Annotated in this window: 13 protein-coding genes; 12 read left to right on the forward strand and 1 reads right to left on the reverse strand. The window is 55.0% G+C overall.

What is annotated here, in order from left to right; genetic code table 11:
* Positions 1 to 480: 480 nt before the first annotated feature.
* From LAP85_22085 to LAP85_22130, 10 genes are all read left to right on the forward strand, one after another.
* A complete protein-coding gene (locus tag LAP85_22085; protein MBZ5499097.1) occupies positions 481 to 1,470 on the forward strand; it encodes a sugar transferase in 990 nt (329 codons plus the stop codon).
* Between the two features lie 381 nt (positions 1,471 to 1,851).
* Positions 1,852 to 2,853, forward strand: a complete 1,002-nt coding sequence (locus tag LAP85_22090; GenBank protein MBZ5499098.1) for a Gfo/Idh/MocA family oxidoreductase — start codon at positions 1,852 to 1,854, stop codon at positions 2,851 to 2,853.
* Positions 2,850 to 3,326 carry an N-acetyltransferase gene (locus tag LAP85_22095; protein ID MBZ5499099.1) on the forward strand — a complete coding sequence of 159 codons (477 nt, stop codon included), beginning with the start codon at positions 2,850 to 2,852 and terminating at the stop codon, positions 3,324 to 3,326. The genes LAP85_22090 and LAP85_22095 overlap by 4 nt, the downstream gene beginning before the upstream one ends.
* A gap of 62 nt (positions 3,327 to 3,388) precedes the next feature.
* Positions 3,389 to 4,543, forward strand: coding sequence for a DegT/DnrJ/EryC1/StrS family aminotransferase (locus LAP85_22100; protein MBZ5499100.1), 1,155 nt, complete (start codon positions 3,389 to 3,391; stop codon positions 4,541 to 4,543).
* A 239-nt stretch (positions 4,544 to 4,782) separates the two neighbouring features.
* Positions 4,783 to 7,026, forward strand: coding sequence for a DUF354 domain-containing protein (locus LAP85_22105; protein MBZ5499101.1), 2,244 nt, complete (start codon positions 4,783 to 4,785; stop codon positions 7,024 to 7,026).
* A gap of 26 nt (positions 7,027 to 7,052) precedes the next feature.
* Positions 7,053 to 7,712, forward strand: a complete 660-nt coding sequence (locus LAP85_22110; GenBank protein ID MBZ5499102.1) for a polysaccharide deacetylase family protein — start codon at positions 7,053 to 7,055, stop codon at positions 7,710 to 7,712.
* Between the two features lie 99 nt (positions 7,713 to 7,811).
* Positions 7,812 to 8,885 carry a GNAT family N-acetyltransferase gene (locus LAP85_22115; GenBank protein ID MBZ5499103.1) on the forward strand — a complete coding sequence of 358 codons (1,074 nt, stop codon included), beginning with the start codon at positions 7,812 to 7,814 and terminating at the stop codon, positions 8,883 to 8,885.
* 58 nt (positions 8,886 to 8,943) lie between these two features.
* Positions 8,944 to 9,930 carry a glycosyltransferase family 2 protein gene (locus LAP85_22120; GenBank protein MBZ5499104.1) on the forward strand — a complete coding sequence of 329 codons (987 nt, stop codon included), beginning with the start codon at positions 8,944 to 8,946 and terminating at the stop codon, positions 9,928 to 9,930.
* A gap of 151 nt (positions 9,931 to 10,081) precedes the next feature.
* Positions 10,082 to 10,720, forward strand: a complete 639-nt coding sequence (locus LAP85_22125) for a GNAT family N-acetyltransferase (GenBank protein MBZ5499105.1) — start codon at positions 10,082 to 10,084, stop codon at positions 10,718 to 10,720.
* A 159-nt stretch (positions 10,721 to 10,879) separates the two neighbouring features.
* Complete coding sequence (locus tag LAP85_22130) at positions 10,880 to 12,325, forward strand: oligosaccharide flippase family protein (protein ID MBZ5499106.1); 1,446 nt, start codon at positions 10,880 to 10,882, stop codon at positions 12,323 to 12,325.
* Between the two features lie 477 nt (positions 12,326 to 12,802).
* Here the strand turns inward: LAP85_22130 and LAP85_22135 are convergent, their stop codons facing one another.
* Positions 12,803 to 14,308, reverse strand: a complete 1,506-nt coding sequence (locus tag LAP85_22135; protein ID MBZ5499107.1) for an IS1380 family transposase — start codon at positions 14,306 to 14,308, stop codon at positions 12,803 to 12,805.
* 199 nt (positions 14,309 to 14,507) lie between these two features.
* Here LAP85_22135 and LAP85_22140 point away from each other — a divergent pair, with 199 nt between their 5' ends.
* On the forward strand, positions 14,508 to 15,140 hold the full coding sequence (locus LAP85_22140) for a CatB-related O-acetyltransferase (protein ID MBZ5499108.1): 633 nt from the start codon (positions 14,508 to 14,510) through the stop codon (positions 15,138 to 15,140).
* Positions 15,141 to 15,340: 200 nt separating this feature from the next.
* Positions 15,341 to 16,666, forward strand: a complete 1,326-nt coding sequence (locus LAP85_22145; GenBank protein MBZ5499109.1) for a polysaccharide pyruvyl transferase family protein — start codon at positions 15,341 to 15,343, stop codon at positions 16,664 to 16,666.
* Positions 16,667 to 16,720 lie beyond the last annotated feature (54 nt).

Here is a 16,720-nt window from a genome sequence, read left to right on the forward strand (position 1 = left end):
GCGGAAGTTCAAAAAGGCGAGACAATGGAATGGCTGGTGGAGGATCGAAACACTTTCATCCTCAAGCGCGTCCGCTCCCGAAACTCATTTCTCAAAAAGCGACACGCTCCTTAACTTGACGCGCATGCCTGAAGGGGCGACACATTTATTCTCGGGATAGCGTGACAGAAGACAATTCCCAGCCCCGACGGGGCGGAAGCAGCCTAGCCCCGGGCGTGAGCCCGGGGTTGGGAGCAGGTGAAGAAGGAGCCCTGAAGGGGCGACACATCAATCTCGTTATCTTCGCGCCCTCCGCGTTCACCTTTTGCTCTTCTTGGATCCTCAATGAACCTTAGCATCCTCGCCCCGTCGCACTGGCTCGCCAGATCCGGCCGCTATCAGACCGACGATCTCCCCGTCATTGCCGACGAAGGCCTCTTCAACTACCTCCTCGCGCTCGAGCGCAAACGGACCGAGCGCACCGGCGACCCCTTCGTCCTCATGATCCTGGACCTCACCACTCTGAACGGCAGCGCCCCCCCGCCAAGAATATCGGAAATTTGCGCCGCCATCCGCGCCGAAACCCGCGATACGGACCTTTACGGCTGGTACAAATTTTCCTCCGCCATCGGCGTGATCTTCACCACCTTGCGCACCGCGGACCGCGCCACGATCCAATCCGCTCTCGCCGGCAAGACCGACCGGGCGCTTCACGAAGTGCTGCCTCCGGCTGAAGTGAGGAAAGTGGCAATCTCCTTCCACTTCTTTCCGGAGGAGATCGATAAAAACACGCCGGCCTTCAAGTCGGATGAAAAGCTCTACCCGGATCTCAGAGACCAGAAGAGATCGCGAGTCGCATTTCACTTTTTCAAGCGGACAATTGATATTCTCGGCAGCCTTGTAGCCCTGATCATTTTCTCCCCTCTGTTTCTGGTCATCTCGATTTCGGTCAAGCTCACCTCAAACGGTCCCGTGCTTTTCAAGCAGCGCAGAATCGGAAAGTTCGGCAAGGAGTTTGCATTTCTGAAGTTCCGGACCATGCATGTGAACACCAGCCATGAGATCCACGAACAGTACATCCGGAAACTCATCGAGCAGGATAAGGGTATCGCCGCGGCGGGCAAAGCAGGCCCCGTCTATAAGATTGTCAACGACCCGCGGGTCACCCGGATCGGACACTTTCTCAGGAAATCCAGCCTGGATGAACTTCCCCAATTCCTGAACGTCCTGAAAGGGGACATGAGTCTCGTAGGCCCCCGCCCGCCGATCCCCTACGAGGTCACCCATTACCGATCCTGGCACAAGCGTCGCGTGATTGAGGTAAAACCGGGCATCACCGGCCTCTGGCAGGTCTATGGCCGGAGCAAGACGACGTTCGATGAGATGGTGCGTTTGGACATACGGTACATCAAAAACCAATCCGGCTGGCTCGACTTCAAGATCGTGCTGAAAACCCCGGGTGCGGTTTTCTCCGGCTCGGGCGCCTACTAGCCCAGCCTATTCCTGAATGGCAAATATAGATTTATGGACGTCAAAACACGCAGACGCACGTCGATAATCTTTACTTTGTCAGCGAGCAGGAGCTTTTGCCGCCGTGCTTGCCGGGAACGGGCTGTCGAGCGCTCGTGGATTCCGGGCATCCGCTTACCACTTACATGCGCGAGCATTCGACAGCCCGTTCCCGACAAGCACGATCAGCGCGAAGCGCTGACCCCTGCGGGGCGGCAAAAGCTCCTGCCCGCGTCCGTCAGCGTCCAATTCCCTCGTTTTTCTTCTTTCCATCAAGCTTCATGAATATTTCAGGTTAGTGTTCATGCTTTTCCCAGCGTCCTCAGCTTCTTCTGCAGTGATATTTATCTCGGGAGCATTCTCATGTTATCCATTGGCGTTATAGGTTACGGATATTGGGGACCCAATATTGTCCGAAACTTCCAGAACGTCAACCGCGGCTGCGTCAAAGTAATCTGTGATCTCAACCCCAAAGCCCTGGAACGTGCGCAGAAGAGCAGCCCCGGCATCGAGACCACCTCCGACTGCCGTGACGTCTGCACGCGCCGCGACATCGACGCGGTCGCGGTGATCACCCCGGTCTCGACGCACTACCCGCTCGTCAAGAAAGCCCTGGAAAACGGCAAGCACGTTTTCGTGGAGAAACCTTTTACGAACAGCATCGCCGAAGCCGAGGAACTGATCGAGCTTGCCGAAAAGAAAAACCTCAACATCATGGTGGACCACACTTTTCTTTTCACCGGCGCGGTCAAGAAGATCAAAGAGCTGATCGACCAGGACGTGCTCGGGACTCTTTACTACTACGACTCCACCCGCGTGAATCTCGGCTTGTTCCAGACCGACGTCAATGTGATCTGGGACCTCGCCCCGCACGACTTCTCCATCATGCAATATCTCATCCCGGGCAAGCCGGAAGCGGTCGTGGCGACCGGTGAGAAGCATGTGAACGGCATCGAGGACGTCGCTTATATCACTGTCTACTTTTCCAAGAATGTCATCGCCCACTTCAACGTCAATTGGCTGTCGCCGGTAAAGGTTCGGAGCACGCTGATCGGCGGCGAGAAAAAGATGCTGGTCTGGAACGATCTCGAGGCGGACGAGAAGATCAAGATCTACGACAAGGGTGTAAAGACAGCGACCGGGGAACATGTGTATGACCTGCTCGTGAGCTATCGCATGGGGGACATCTGGTCGCCGCGCATTGACCAGATCGAAGCCCTGAAAGTCGAGACCCAGTACTTCGTCGACTGTGTCGAAAAAGGCGAGAGGCCCTTCAACGACGGCATGGCCGGCCTGAACGTGGTCAGGATGCTGGAAGCCGCCGGCAAGTCGCTGTCGCAAAAGGGAGGGATCGTGAATTTATGAGCGAATACCAGTGCATCGCCCCCGACGTAAAGTTGGGCCAGAACGTAAAGATGTCGAAGTTCATCAATCTGTACGGCTGCACCATCGGCGACAACGTCAAGCTAGGCGCCTTCGTCGAGATCCAGAAGAACGCCTTCATCGGCAACAACTGCAAGATCTCGAGCCACACGTTCATTTGCGAAGGCGTCACGATCGAGGACGACGTCTTCATCGGCCACAGCGTAGCCTTCATCAATGACACCTACCCGCGCGCCACCACCGCCGGCCAACTCCAGACGGAGTCCGACTGGAAAGTAGAAAAGACATTGGTAAAGCGAGGCGCATCCATAGGGAGCGGCGCCACCATCCTCGCCAAAGTAACGATAGGCGAGAACGCCATAGTCGGCGCTGGCGCCATCGTAACAAAGGATGTCCCCGCCAACACAATCGTGGCCGGCAACCCAGCAAAAATCCTCCGCCGCGTTGACAAATAAGAAGTCTTTCTCTGCGCCCTCTGCGCTCTCTGCGCTGAGATGTTTTTCAGGAGATAAATAACATGCCAATCCCAATCCCATTCCTAGACCTGATAACCCCTCATAAAGAACTCGAACAAGAATTAATGGAGGCAGTACGCAACACGATAAGAACCGCCCATTTCATAGGCGGCCCTGAGGTCGAAGGCTTCGAAAAAGAATTCGCCACCTTCTGCCAGACAATGCATTGCGTCGGGGTCTCCAGCGGCACCGACGCCGTCCGCTTCGCCCTGATGGCCGCCGGGGTAGGGAAGGGCGACATCGTAGTCACCGTCCCGAACACCTTCATCGCCACCACCGAAGCCATCACCCAGGCTGGCGCCACGATCGCCTTCGTCGACATCGACGAGCGCACATACAACATGGACCCCGAAAAGCTGCGCCAGTATCTCGAGTCCCATCCAGACGCCCCGATAAAGGCAGTCTTACCGGTCCACCTCTACGGCCAGATGGCCAACATGGACCCGATCCTGGAGCTTGCGGAGAAGCATAACCTGATGGTCATCGAGGACTCCTGCCAGGCCCACGGCGCCGAGTATTTCTCGAGAAAAGAAAACCGCTGGTGCCGCGCCGGCTCGATGGGCAAAGCCGCCGCCTTCAGCTTCTACCCCGGCAAAAACCTGGGTGCCTGCGGCGAAGCCGGCGCCGTGACGACGAACGACCCGGCGATTGCGCAGAAAATCAGGATGCTCCGCGACCACGGCCAAGCCAAGAAGTACTTCCACGACATGGAGGGCTACAACGGCCGTCTCGATGCGATACAGGCAGGTATGCTGAGAATTAAATTGCGTCATCTGCCGGAGTGGAACAAACAGCGCCGCGAGGCTGCACAGCGCTACGCCACGCTGCTGCCCGGCGTCAAAGGAATCACCATCCCATACGAGCCAGACTGGTCAAAAGCCATCTACCATCTGTACATCGTTCGGGTTCCAGACCGCGATTCCCGCCAAAAGCGCCTGACCGACCAAGGCATCAGCACAGGCCTGCATTACCCATACCCCTTGCACCTGCAAAAAGCATACGCACACTTGGGATACAGTGTCGGCACCTTCTCGATAACCGAGCAAGTCAGCCGCGACCTCCTGAGCCTCCCCATGTACCCAACCCTGAGCAAGCGCGAGCAGCTCCAAATAACCGCTGCGCTCAGCGAACCGGCCGCCAAATCCGCCACCGCCTGACCCCAAACCATAAACTCGCCGCCCCAATACATTATGCCCACAGTGAACAGCGAACAGCCAATAGCGAACAGCGAACAGCCACAATGTTTTCCTTCCTCCGCCACTTCCTAGCAACCAAAGGCCCCTGGCACGCAGCGGAGCGTTCCCTCGAGGTCATTTGGCGTTTCACCAATGGCGCGCGAAGACTGGATTACATTACAGATTTGCTGGAACCAACGCTTGGCGCAAATGGAATTCGGATGACTTTTTTTGTCAGTGCGGGCGTGCTGGCGCGCCATGCTCCGCGCATCAAACGCCTGCACAAAATGGGTCACGACATCGGCTCTCATGGAATGTTTCACAGTCGCATGGACCTGCTCAGTCCGGAGGATCAGCTGGGGATTCTCGAGGAAAGCCACCGGTTATTGACGGAGGCCGGATTCCAGGCGTCCGGTTACCGCAGTCCTTATCTGAACTACAACGAGGACACCTACGAGGCGTTGACGCGCAGCCCATATTCCTGGAGCAGCGGCGAGGTGATCCTCTGGGACAATGGCTGGGGGCAAAACGCAGGAACAAGGCGCCTGGATTCACTCAGCAACTATATTCCCGCTGGACAGAGAATCTCGCGGCCCAGACTGCGCGGCCGCATGGTCGAGATCCCGGTCACTGCGCCCGATGACGAGATCCTCTACGAGCGGTACCGGGTCCGCCAGAAGGATCGCATCCATGAAACGTGGTTCCACGTTTTTGAAAAAATCCATTCCGCAGGCGAGTTCTTCCATTTGCTCTTTCACCCGGAGCGCTTTTTGTACATCCGAGAGTCGCTCGGTGATCTCGCAAAGCATGTTAGCGAGGTACGCCCCGCAGTCTGGCGCTGCAAACTCAGCGAACTTGCGCACTGGTGGGAGGAGCGCAGCACGTGGCAATGGCATCGGGCAGAAGACGGGAGCATCATCATAGATGGCCCTGCGCAATCCGCAGTCCTGGTGAAGGGAAGCGGTTCAGAACTTCTGCTGCCTGAATCGGATTACTTCTATAAAAAATACCGGCTGCACCCGTCGGCATCTTCCTATCCGGCCTTCATCATCGGCCTTTCGCCTCGGTGCCCCGAATCTCTCGCCCGTTTCCTCCACGAAGAGGGATTTCCAACCGAGAGGGCAGCGTCCGCAAAGGGTTTTTCGATTTTTCTGGACCGTGCCGACTTCAAGCCGTCTGATGCTCGCGCACTCCTGGACGAGATCGACGGTTCCGAAAAGCCGCTATTGCGTCTCTGGCGCTGGCCGAACGGTTATCGGTCCGCCTTCGGCATATCCGCAGACATCTGCGCAGTCGACCTCAAGGATTTTCGCGAACGAACCCGTCACTTCGGAGCGCCATGCCCCTACCGCAAAATAAAGAGTAACTCGTACACAGGGAACAGCGGGGAGCTGGAAGCTAAAAGCCAAAAGCTAAAAGCTAAAAGCTGCATTTGGATCGACCTGGATAACACACCTCACGTGCCGTTTTTCATCCCGATCATTCGCGAATTGGAAACCCGGGGACACCGGGTTGTCCTCAGCGCACGTGATGCCTTTCAGGTCTGCGAATTGGCGACTCAGTCAGGACTCACCTTTGAACAGATCGGCCACCACTACGGAAAGCACATGCTCCTAAAGGTTTACGGCCTGATCTGCCGATCCGCACAAATGCTTCCACTTGCGCTGCGTGAAAAACCGGACCTGGCGCTGTCTCATGGCGCCCGATCCCAGGTGCTGGTCGCGAATTTCCTTGGGATTCCGTCCGTCGTCATCGGTGATTACGAACATTCGAAAACCCTGCCCTTTTGCCAGCCGAAGTGGCATGTTGTGCCTGAGGTCATTCCTGCCGACGCCCTCGGTCATGGCAAGGTTCTGACGTATAAAGGAATCAAGGAGGACGTCTACGTCCCGTTCTTCAGGCCGGACCCCGGAATTCTCAGCGAACTCGGCCTTTCGGAGCGCGATCTGGTAATCACCGTGCGCCCGCCGGCGACGGAAGCGCACTATCACAATCCAGAGGGTGAGGTTCTTTTTCGGGAGTTGATGGATTGGGCTCTCTCCTCTTCGGAGGCAAAGATTGTCATGCTGCCGCGAAACTCCAAGCAGGTAATGCAATATAGTCGAGAACACCCTGTGTGGTTTTCCAATGGGAGAGTCATAGTTCCCAAACATGCCGTGGACGGGTTGAACCTTCTCTGGTACTCGGATCTAGTGGTGAGCGGCGGGGGCACGATGAACCGGGAAGCGGCCGCTTTGGGCGTACCTGTATACAGCATTTTCAGGGGTCCGATCGGCGCCGTCGACAGGCACCTGGAGGACGAAGGCCGCCTGATACTTCTAACTTCAGTTGAGGATGTTCGTACGAGGATCGATCTTCGCAAAAGGCAAAAGCTCGCCAGCGTCGATACTAAATCGCGACCGGCACTGAATGACATTATCGACCACATAGAGTTCCTTCTAGCATCGAATCATAAAACCGTGTAGTAGCCTATCTGGACCAGACAAATCGCATGTTCCGGATCATTCTTAATTTTCACGGGATCGGCCCGATTACCAGGAAGATTTATAACGGTGAGCACAACTGCTGGCTCGATCAGGACTTCTTTGAGGGGGTAATAGATCTCGTACGAGGGCAGGAGCATGTGCGATTGACTTTCGATGATGGTAACGCTTCAGATATAGAGATCGTAGTACCGGCGCTTTTACGACGCGGTCTGAAAGCAACGTTTTTCATTTGCTCGGGCCGGCTCGGGCAACCCACGTTTCTCAACAAGGCCCAAGTTCGTGAACTGCAGGCGCATGGCATGAGTATTGGCAGCCACGGTGTCTCCCATCTCTCCTGGTGCCATCAGCATGCGACTCGGCTATGCGAAGAACTCGAAGGCAGTCGGCAGATTCTCGAAGAGGTCTGCGGTAGCACTGTCGACGCCGCGGCGTGTCCCTTCGGCGCCTATGACCGCACAGTGTTGTCGGGCTTACGCCATGCAGGTTACCGCTTTGTTTATACAAGTGATGGGGGTGTTTCCGCTGCAAACCACTGGCTGAGGGCGCGAAATACTGTTACGCGCTCGATGACCATCGACAGCGTCGCGCTGCTGATTCAGCGCGGACCCGGAACATGGAAACAAACGCTAATTCGTGCTCGTCAGATTGTGAAGCGTCTGTGGTGACAAGGGCGATCGATGCTTTGGCTCTTCTTACCTCGGTTATCGAACCGGAGAAGCTAGGCGCCTTAGTCCGTCAGCACTCAAACGTTTCGGCTGAGCACCATGGCTGAGAAGCTTGAGGTAATGGTGGACGGCCAAACACGCGAATCGTGGGCCGACATACTCGCACAGTTCGAGGATGCCAACATTTACCAGACATGGGCCTACGGTACAGTTCGTTGGGGTAGTCGCAACCTGAGCCACCTCCTCGTGAGCAAGCACGGTCATATCCTGGCCGCGGCGCAACTCCGCATAGCCCGGCTGCCCATGCTTCCAGCGGGTATCGCTTATTTACGTTGGGGACCGCTTTGCCAGCGGAAAGGCCAGGCCCTCGACCCGGTCGTAGTCGTGGACGTAGTAGCGCGGCTACGGGAAGAATACTGCAGGCGTCGCCGGCTGACTCTACAGGTAATTCCTAACGCCTATTCTGGCGAGGCCCGTGGCAATACCTATGATTGGGCATTTGTGCGGTCAGCTCTACGACCTGATCCCCGCGGGTCTCGGTATCGAACAGTGATAGTCGATCTGGTCCCTCCAGCTGAAGTCATGCGCAAACGCCTAGATCAAAAATGGCGCAACCAGCTTAACCGATCGGAGAAGAACGGCCTCGTTCTCGAAGTGAGCGACAGTCCCGAGGCTTACCGCACATTCGTGAAACTGTATGAAGCAATGTGGGTGCGGAAGCGATTCAAAACCTCCGTGGATGTGGAAGAATTTCATCGTATCCTTGAACTCCTTTCTGGTTCCGCACGAATGCAGACCTTTATTGCTAAGACAGGCGGCCAGCCCATTGCAGCTTTGGTCTGCTCACTCCTGGGGGATACCGCGATTTATCTGCTCGGCGCGACCAACGAGAAGGCGAGAGAACTAAAGGCTGCTTACTTTCTCCAATGGCAGGCCATGCTATGGCTGAAGGATCGCGGAGCCTGCTGGTACGATCTGGGTGGAATCGATCCCCAAGCCAATCCCGGAGGGTACCATTTTAAAAGTGGTTTGAGGGGCTCGGAGGTTGCACAGTTGCCGCCATACACCTGCAATGGTAGCTGGCTCAGCCGTGCGGCAGCCTCATTCATCAATCAGCACCGCCGCGCGCTCAATGTCCTTAGGTCGGTTCCTCGCTCAGCTGCCATAGTGTGATCTTGGCAATCACGAGAGACAGTTGGCTCGGCGATCTCGATCGACGCCTTGAAAAGCCATGATTCTTTCCTCTGCGCCACCCATCTTGCCCAGCGCTACCGGACCAGCGCCAGAGATTTCTGTAATCATAGTCAGTTGGAATGCATGCAGATTTCTCGAAGAATGCCTCGAGAGCCTCTCGCGCGGGGTCACGCGCTCCTATGAGGTGATTGTTGTGGACAACGCGTCGAGCGACGGTTCAGCGAACATGGTGACGGCAAGATTCCCCTGGGTGACATTGATTCAGTCAGAGGAGAACCTGGGATTCGCTAAGGGAAATAATCTGGGCATCCGCCGCAGCCGTGGAAGATACCTTGCCCTCATAAACTCCGATGTGAAAGTCCTGCCCGCCTGCCTCGATCGGCTCGCTGCGTTTCTTGACGATCGTCCCCATGTAGGCATGGTCGGGCCAAGAATCATGTACGACGATGGACGCCAACAAAGTTCCTGCCGCCGCTTTCCTGGTCTATGGAACAACATTTGTGAGCTTTTCCGCCTCAACCGGCTTTTTCCACGCTCCGCGTTCTTCGCCGGCGAGCATATGTTCTATTTTTCCTACGACCGTGTTTGCGAAGTGGATGTTCTGGTGGGTTGCTTCATCCTTGTGCGGCGTGTGGCTGTGGAGCATGTCGGCCTTCTGGACGAGAGCTTCTGGATGTATGGCGAGGATCTTGATTGGTGTCGCCGTTGCTGGTCAGCAGGCTGGAAGGTCATGTTCTATCCTGGAGCTGAGGCGATCCACTATTGCGGCGCTAGTTCTGCCAAAGACCCCGTGCGCTTCGGGGTTGCCCAGCAGCAGGCCCGCCTGCGGTTTTGGGCCAAACACTATTCTTGGTTAGCGCAATGCTGGTTTATAGCGATCAACGCGATCCAGTGTTGCTGTCGCCTTTTCGCCGCTGGCTTTGAGGCCTTGGCGAATAAGCCGAGGCGTCAGAACTCCGCCGTCCGTGTGCAAATGCAGATCCAGTGCCTTCGTGCAATTTGGGAATGCCTATTTGTCCGCTGACAGCCGCAGCGGCTTAACTCAGTTAGACTTTCTGGAGCTAACTTGACCAAATGCTTACGTTTCTGCTGGATGAAACGGTCTATCCGCAGTGATTGCGCCCTTTATTGTGCACCCGATGAAATATTGCGGTTTCAGTTGATACCTTCTTGCTATGGCAATTAGCACTATGTTGATCACGAATTCTGTCAATCGCATCGCTTGGTTTTACCGGAGGAACGGTTTACGATGCACTGCTGTCCGCTTTTGTACTGCATTGAGACGCTTCTCATATCTTGGTCGGATGGTCCTCTATGCCTGCCAGTTGCCGGGGGAGTATCTCGCCAAGACCACAGATGTATCTGTCCGACCCGTTACCCCTGCGGGTATATCGAAACCGGATTATGAATGTCTTTTAGATATTTGGAACCCCTCACTTAGGGCACACCAGCTTGCCGACCGGTTCGCGGCCGGAAGTGAACTGTGGCTGGCGAAGGTGGGCGACAAGTTAGCTGGCTTTGGATGGACCATTCAAGGACGAACCATCGAACCCTACTTCTTCCCCCTTCGGCCCGACGACGCGCATCTTTTCGATTTCTTCGTGTTTCCTGAATTTCGTGGCCGCGGCATTAACGTAGTCCTGGTAATGGAAATCCTGGCAATGCTGAGCCAAAAACAGGTTCATCGCGCGTATATCGAATGTGCCGCATGGAATGATGCTGAGATTCGATCCCTTAGCAAAACAGCATTTCGCAGATATGCGGAAGCTACCCAGGTGACGCTTCTTGGCTACACAATTGTTGTTTGGCACTAAACGGTTGCTGTTCAATACACATGATAAGGGTCCGTCCAACTCTGATCGGTCGCATAATAAGGTCCATTCTGCCTTTCCTGCCGCTATTTTCATGAAGGCCTTTGCTTTTAATCCGACTTAATTAACATGCCAACGGAAGAGCATTCAGCCCCATCTCGCATGCTGGTCAAAGGAACCGTGGTTTTGACCACGGGACGCGTCGCTGGATATGTCCTCTCCTTTTTGCGCAACATGATTCTGGCTCGAATGTTGGCCAAGGCTGATTACGGTTTGGCAGTCGTCTTTGGAATGGCGATGACGCTTGTCGAACTGAGCGGAAACATGCTCTTCGGACTACAACTCGTCCAGTCGAAGGAGGGAGAAAACCCGCTTTTTCAAGCTTCCGCCCAGGCCCTTCAGTTTTCCGGCGGTATCTGTAGTGGGGTGCTTCTTGCCGTCATCAGCGTGCCCATGGCACGGCTATTCAAGGTGCCCCAGGCCTGGTGGGCGTTCGCTTTGCTCGCGGTTGTACCGATATGTCAAGGATTGAGTCACCTGGATCCTGCGCGCCGTCAACGCAATCTCGATTATCTGCCGGTGGTATTGGTGGATGTTGTGCCGCAGTTCCTGATTACAGCGGCTGCCTTTCCCCTCGCCTCGTGGCTTGGAGACTATCGCGTCATCATTTGGCTGATGATCTGCAAGGCCGCCTTGGGAAGCGCCATGAGCTTTGTACTTGCCCGGCGACCCTACCGCTGGGCGTGGGAATCCGCGTACGTGCGCAGCATGCTTTCGTTTGGCTGGCCGTTGCTTTTGACTGGCTTCGTTATGTTTGGATGTCAACAAGCAGATCAAGTGCTTGTCGGCGCGGTGTTCTCATTGAACGTGCTGGCGAATTATGCGCTGGCATACTTTCTGGTGAGCATCCCGTGGTTCATTTTTGGCCAAGTGGGAGGATCGCTGATGCTGCCGCTCCTTTCCCGGGCCCAGGACGATCCCGATTGGTTCCGCCGACAATACCGGGTGTGCGCACAAGCCTCAACCGTTGCCGGGGTTGTTATTATCCTCCCGCTCATCGTTGCGGGTGAGCAACTGGTCACCTTGCTCTTCGGGGTGAAGTATCGGGGGACCGGGATGTTTGTCGCGGTCCTGGGCGCCGCCTTTGCTTTGCGCTTTTTACGCGTTGCTTCCGCGACCTCTGCCATGGCAAAGGCGGATACGGTTAATCAGCTCTACTCGTACATCTGGCGGGCTGCCAGTCTCCCGCTTGCTCTCGGCGTTGTGCTAGCCCACGGGACTCCCCTGCAGATCGCGGCCTGCGCCGTCCTGGGGGAGGTGCTGGCCGCAATCGTGTCGCTGGTTCGACTGTGGCGACGCCAGCGCGTGCCGCTACGAGAGAGTTTCGCACCCAGCGCTTATTTACTGACGCTGGTTACCCTTGGAGTGGGATTTTCCTTTTTGGGAGGGGCAAATCTGAGCATTTGGCCCGCGATAATAATTGCAGTAGTAATGTTCTCAATTGCTGTCTGCACCGCCTGGTTCATGTTTCCCGAGGTTGGGCGCTCGTTCCTCGCAGCAATCCGCAGGAATACTCTCCTGCGCACAGTCCAGCCTGCCCGCTCATGACAGGTCGGCGCGATTCAAAGCCCTGGAATATCCGGCGCGGCGGCCTCGGCACACATCGAAGATTATTAGAGTTTCCCCACGAAGTTTGTGTGCGGCACGGAGCGTAGATTAACGTCGGCTTGAGTTTCAATGGCATTAGAATTGCCCCCCACGTCAGTTCTGCTTGTGGCATTGGTACTTAATGTACGCGGTTAAGAGTGCCGCGGTCAACCTTCGAGCCGCGATCTTGGCCGTCCTGAGCCTCCTCTAGTCCCAAAACAAGCGAGGTTTAAACATGACCGTGGTCGTCGTAGTTTTTCTCAGTCGTTGGCCATTTCCCTCGCCTTGATTGTTTCCCATTGACACCACAATACACAATGAAGACAGACTTCCGCCTGCTGTTCGCTATCTTTTCGCTTTGCTTGTCTGTCTTCGATGCGCCCCTCTCTCCCTTTTCTCATGTGCGCCGGCAAACCGGGATATTGCCGATGCTCTGGGTCATGAGAACTTGAGCTCCCGTATGTGGTCGAACGTGGAGAAGAACGTTTCCAGATGCTTGCTATAACTGAGGATACGAAATATCAAGCGTCGGCCGGTCTGCACGATTTGACATGGTATCTGGATGAAGCTCATCAGGAATCGCTTGAATTCCATTCGCAAGATTTCCCGGCGTGCCACGGGCGCCAGGGTCACAAGGCCATACCAGGCTTTCAGATTCCATGCCAGCGCCGCGATGACCATGTAAGCCCAGTTGGACTCCAAACCGTCCGATGGCATTCGCAACGCATTGATCCCGCTTTTCAGTTGACCAATGACGTTTTCCTGGTTGCAGCGGTCGTTGGCGAAAAAGACGACTTCCTGCATGTTCATGGTGCGATCGTTGGTGATATAGAAGAAGCACCTGACATCATCGAACAACCGGCGTTCTCCTTTTTGGATGGTCAGGTTTTTCCGCACGACCACCATCCGATAGGTCTTTTTGCAGTGCCCCGGACGATAGTCGAACTCGGCGACTTGCTCACTCTCCAGACGGATGTTCTCGAACTCCCTCTGCTTGACCACCTGTTCTTTTACGTTATCAGGACGTTGCCGCTCTTCGGTCTTGATCTCATAGCGCGGGGGCCGTTGAAGCGCCTTCCAGTGGCTTTCCGGCAGGGCATCCGCCATATCGACGAGGTTCTTTTTGGCATCGTAGCCGAAGACAAAACCAACCTTCTCGTCCCATCGATCAAAGTTGCTGGTCAAGGAGAAATCCGTGTCGCCCCGCAGCCAGACCTTCTTGAATACCGGGATCGTGAGATCAATCGCACGGTCCATCCATACAGCCGCTCCGTCAGAAGACGGCCGGTTGCCGGGTCGATTGACCAGGTAGAGCGTCTCGCTCGTATTGGCCAGAGTCACAAGCAACGGAGCATAGCCCCAGATCCCGTTATAGGCGATGTCCATTCCTTCTTTGCACTGGCCCGTAGTTTCGGCAACGGTTCCGTCCACGTCGATGATGCCTTCCTTCCGGAAGGAGGCGTCCTGCAAACTCCAGACCTTACGCCTGGTTTCGTTAAACGTCTCCTGGAGTCCGAATATCCAATCCTCGTCGAATCGTCGCAGGAAATCTCCCGCCGTTGTGGGATCAGGAATCCTGTGGGCTCCGAGCGCGTTCATATAAGTCTCATCATGGCGCAGGCGCTCGATATCTTCCAGGCACGTTCCGCCGGCGAGCACGTTGTAGGCGATGTTCAACACGTGATCCGATTCCCAATACGGTACGTGGACCTTGAGCAGCACCACATTCTGGTTGATCGCCTGATCCAATCCCAGCTTGCACACCAGCTTGTGCATAGCCCCGACGCCTCCGCAACCAACGGCACGTGTTCTCTCGGAAATCTCGTAATGGATGTTCGAGTCTTTGAACATGGGATCGAGCTGGTCCGGATACTGCTTCCGTTCCAATCGGGTTTCAAGATTTTGCTTGTCTCTGAGGTAGATTTTGTGGTTTCTTTTGTTCACCTGGAGTGTGCTCCTTTTGGTTGTAGTGGTTATTTGCTAATTCCTATTATAACCAATAAAGACGCACATTCCAGGGTTATTTTACCCTTTCACGCAAACAATCACGCTGGTTTATGGTCTAGTCCTCTACACCAACATGGGCAAAAGTCAGAGCCCCAGAATTTATTTTTCTTTAGTATAATCTCTTAACCAATCTGCGATGATAACAACTTTATTACTCAACCTTTACGCCGTCAATTCCAAGCCGATACAGACAACTGTTATTCGGCTCGTCAAGACCTTAGAAAATGGGGAGATGTACTCGCCGACGCTGCGCCGGATATTCCTTAAATATCATGACATTCGCATAGGCCGATATAGCTATGGCGGATGTTTCGACGCTCAAAATATCGCATCTGGAACAACTTTTGGCGCTTATTGCTCAATCGCAAGACCTATATATATCTTCAATGGCAATCATCCATTACATTTTCGGTCAACGCATCCTTTTTTTTTTAATCCCAAGCTTGGCCTTGTTGAAACCGAGCAAATAACGCGCAAGCATCTTACGGTCGGAAATGACGTCTGGATTGGATGCAACGCCATCATTCTACCAAGTGTGACCAAGATCGGTGACGGTGCTGTAATCGGTGCGGGTTCGGTGGTTATAACAAACGTACCGCCTTTTGCCGTAGTATTTGGCAATCCGGCGACTATTATTAAATATAGGTTCAGCTCTGATATAATTACCGGCCTGCTTGAAGCTAAGTGGTGGACCAAGAGTATCGATGAGATAATAGCAAATAGGGAAATCAACACTTTTACCAAACCGCTGTGGAAGGTCAAGGTTTAGAGCAGTGCTATATGCTGAATGGGTAGTTATCAGTATTTTTACGGTTGAGGATGCTGCTTGTTTTTGCACACACTCATTCTGCGGTAGCATGAAACGTTGTGTCTTGCCAGGGGCTCTCCCATATGGATCTCGCGTGTTTTCCCCATCCGAGACGCAGACTTTGGGAAAGTATTTTTTGCGGAGAACGCCAAAGAGGGACAATGAAAATTGGCATCATGGGGACGCCTGTTAGCTCCGGTAACCGCGGCGTGCTGGCGTTGGGAGCGTCACTTATTAACCTCTGCTCGCAGGCATCTTACGGAGTCGATGTGGCGCTGTTGTTGGCGAACCGCAACAACAAACCCGTGCCCTTCCGAGTGTGCGGTGAGCCACGGCTGATTCAAGTGGTCAACTGCCGCCTTTCGCCTCGATCACGCCCCCAAGACCATTTGGTCTGGATTCTCCTGATGTCGCTCATATACCGTTTTTTGCCTTTGAGAGCTGTGCGGGCTGCCATTGTCCGATCTACCCCTTGGATCTCGGCGCTCGCTGAGGCGGACTTCGTCGGCGACGTGCACGGTGGTGATAGCTTCAGCGACATCTATGGGCTGCAGCGGTTCGCGCTGGGATTCCTGATGGCCTGGACGGTGGTTCTAGTGAAAGGTACGATGGTACAGTTCCCGCAGACCTATGGTCCCTACCAGAATCCGCTGACCCGCTGGCTTGCACGTTTTCTCCTGAAACACTCTTCTGTCATCATGGCCCGCGACAAACAGAGCCAGAAGCTCGCCCAGGAACTGGTAGGTCCTAAAAAGGAAGTGCTACTTAGCCCGGACGTGGCCTTTTCTCTGGAGCTTATCCGGCCGGAGAGAATTGAGTTGGCCCCACCGCTTGTTGGCCCCGTTCCCCCGGATATCATTGGCCTGAACGTGAACGGATTGATGTATCACGGCGGTTACACCCGCGCCAACATGTTCGGCCTCAAGCTGGATTACGCTTCGTTCCTCCCGTCGCTCATTATCGCTCTGCTAAGCGATCATCCTGGCGAACTCTGGCTGGTCCCCCACACGTTCGCCCCGGAGGGTGATGTGGAAAGTGACCCGGAAGCATCACGCCAATTGCGCGATGCGTTGCCCCAGGAACTTCGCGCCCGCATCCGCATCGTAGGCCGCGAATACGATCAACACGAGATCAAGGGGGTGATCGGCGAGTGCGATTTTTTCATTGGGTCGCGCATGCATGCCTGCATCGCCGCTTTGTCGCAAGGGATTCCCTGCGTCGCTGTCGCTTACAGCAGAAAGTTTGAGGGTGTGTTCGATTCCGTGAGCATGGATGATTGGGTGGTGGATGGCCGGTCCGCCACAAATGAGGAGGCAGTCCAACGTATTATACAACTCTACAGTCGGAGAGAGGCTATCCGCGAACGATTGGTGCAAAACGCAGCGGTCGCCCGCTCCCAATTGCAGCAGATTTTTCGCAAGCTGGTGTCGGAAGGGAAATCGGGCTCACTTGTACCACCTTCCCGGGTAGCCCACGCCAGTACTTAAACCCGAAGGTTGCGTTTCGATGGTTGAGTGATTCAAACTCTCGATCATAAGGTC

This window comes from Terriglobia bacterium (assembly GCA_020072565.1).
Taxonomy (GTDB): Bacteria; Acidobacteriota; UBA6911; order UBA6911; family UBA6911; genus JAFNAG01.